This window comes from Protofrankia sp. CiP1_Cm_nod4 (assembly GCF_982290645.1).
Map to the genome: position 1 here is coordinate 1 of NZ_CEVIVC010000165.1, position 2,494 is coordinate 2,494.

2 protein-coding genes are annotated in these 2,494 nt (G+C 69.8%); both read left to right on the top strand.

All coding sequences use genetic code 11. The annotated features are described in order from the left end of the window. Positions 1 to 633 precede the first annotated feature (633 nt). Entirely contained in the window at positions 634 to 909 is a 276-nt protein-coding gene (locus AC5LSR_RS21190; protein ID WP_250287291.1) for an effector-associated domain EAD1-containing protein, read from the top strand. Positions 910 to 1,034: 125 nt separating this feature from the next. Beyond that, positions 1,035 to 2,494: NHL domain-containing protein (locus AC5LSR_RS21195; protein WP_493468891.1), on the top strand; the 1,460-nt coding region annotated here is incomplete at its 3' end.

The following is a 2,494-nucleotide window of genomic DNA, read 5'->3' on the forward strand; positions in this document are numbered from 1 at the left end:
CATAGCCTCGTCCGTCGAATCCACCATGCGAGCCCAACACGGCGTTCTCTACGAGAGAGTCGTCCCCACCGGAACCAGCCGGGCAGGGAACGGGCATGGCGACAGGTGACCACCCCGTTTCCAGCTCCCAACCCGCCCTGATCACAAGATGACAGGCATCCCCTGCCCCATCTCATGCTGACAGGTAGGGGAGGCCGCGCGGACGGCAGCAGAACACCAGGAACATGGTGTGGTTCTTCGTCTCGAGTACGGCGGCTTATACCAGCCGAACGGGGGAGGCGCAGAGGAGCCGGCGCCCGATCAAGGAGCCGGCGAAGGCTACAGGCTCGGCTCTGTCAGGCACGGCCCGGGCGTACTGGGTCGCCGGCTTGTAGGACTCCCCCCTGACGATCATCGCACGGTGAACGAGTCCGCGCGGCGCACCTGGCCCCCTTCCGTGGTCAGCCATCAGCCGGGGTGGCATGGTGACTGCCACGCCTCCGCCACGTGGCATCGTGGCGTATCAGCCGGTTCGTTAGAGTCACGGCACACGGCGAAATCGGGGGCTGTCGTGGCTGTTCGCCTTCTCCCCTGGCCGGACTGGCGGACGGCAGACGTCCGCGGCTCGTGGCGTCGGCGCTGGGAGGGTGGTCTGTGGCCGGGCTTGATGAGGCGAAGGTCGCGGGGATGAACGGCGCGCAGCGGCGGGCGGCGCAAGACGCCCTCCTGGCCGCATATCCGGACCGGGGGCGGCTCGAGAGGCTGCTCGACAGACTCGACAGGCCCCTGGCGCACTACGCCACCGAGTCCGTCACGTTACCGGACGCCGTGTTCAAGATATTCGAAGGGGCGAAGGCCGAGGGCTGGCTGCCGCGGCTACTGGCCGAGGCCACCGCGGTGAATCCCGGCAACCCCAGCTGGCCGACGTGATCAGCCAGTACCGGCCCGCCAGCCCCGGCCCCGACGACGGGGAGACGCCCGCCGGCGGCTCGTCCACCGGCGGGCCCGGCGGGTCGAGTGCCCGCCCGCCGGCCGCCCTATCACTGGACCGGCTGGTGATCAGCACGTTGGCCGACGAGTTCCCCGATCCCCCGGAGGCACGCAGGCTGGTCGACCAGGCAGGGCTTCCGCCCAGGCGCCAGCCCGGGTGGAACATCGCCAACGCGGAGCAGTTCTGGTGGGAGACTCACCGCCTGTTCGTCGGCGGCGCGGTCATCGACGGGTGGGCGAACGTCCTGCGCGAGGCCTACCATGCTCGCCCGGCGAACAGCGTGCTCGCCGCCGCCGCGCAGGCTGCCGGCGTGGCCGGCCCCTCACCCGCGGAAGGCAGCCCGCCCTCCAGCCCCTTTCCGGGCGGGCTCAGCACGGCATCCCCCGTCGAACCACCATCGGCACACATCGACGAGGACCCGCCCGTGGAGGGAACTGCGCCGTCGCGCTCTCCGCTAAACCGCCGACGCCTGTTGACCGGTGCCGGAGTCCTGACGCTGGTGCCCGCCCTGTTGGTGTTCGCCGTTGTCCATCTGACGGGCGGTTCCAGCCCGACGATCGCCGTGGTCGCGGGAACGGGCGCGCAGGGATTCTCCGGTGACCGTGGGCCGGCCATTGAAGCCCAGCTCCAGGACCCGCAGGACGTGGCGGTCGCCAGCGACGGCACCCTCTACCTCGCGGACCGCGGCAACCAGCGGATCCGCAGGATCGACCCCGACGGGACGATCACCATCGTGGCGGGTAACGGCACCCCCGGCTTCTCGGGCGACGGCGGACCGGCCATTGATGCCCAGTTCAATGAGCCCACCGGGCTGGCGGTCACCGACAACGGCACCCTCTACGTCGCAGACCGGAACAACCACCGGATCCGCAAGATCACCCCCGACAGAACGATCACCACCGTCGCGGGTAACGGTGTCACCAAAGACAACGGCGACGGCGGGTTCTCCGGTGACCGCGGACCCGCCACCCAAGCCCAGCTCTTCTCTCCGGGCGACGTCGCGGTCGCCAAAGATGGCACGTTCTACATCGCCGATACACGGAACCACCGGATCCGCAAGGTCACCCCCGACGGAACGATCACCACCATCGCGGGTAACAAGGGTCGCGGCTTCTCGGGTGACCGCGGGCCTGCCTTCGAGGCCCAGCTCAATGAACCGATCGGGCTGGCGATCGTCGGCGACACCCTGTACATCGCCGAGTGGGGCAACCACCGGATACGCCGCATCGCCCCCGACCGGACGATCACTACCGTGGCGGGTAATGGCGCCACCGAGACCGACGGCGGCGGCGGGTTCTCCGGCGATGGCGGGCCCGCCACCCGAGCCCAGCTCAACCGCCCGGTATGGGTTGCGGTCGACACCAGCGGCACCCTCTACATCTCCGACCAGTACAACCACAGGGTGCGCCGAGTCGGCCCCAACGGGACGATCACCACCGTGGCAGGTACCGGCACTTCCGGGTTCTCCGGCTACGGCGGCCCCGCCACCCGTGCCCAGCTCGCGCAACCGACCGGAGTGGTGGT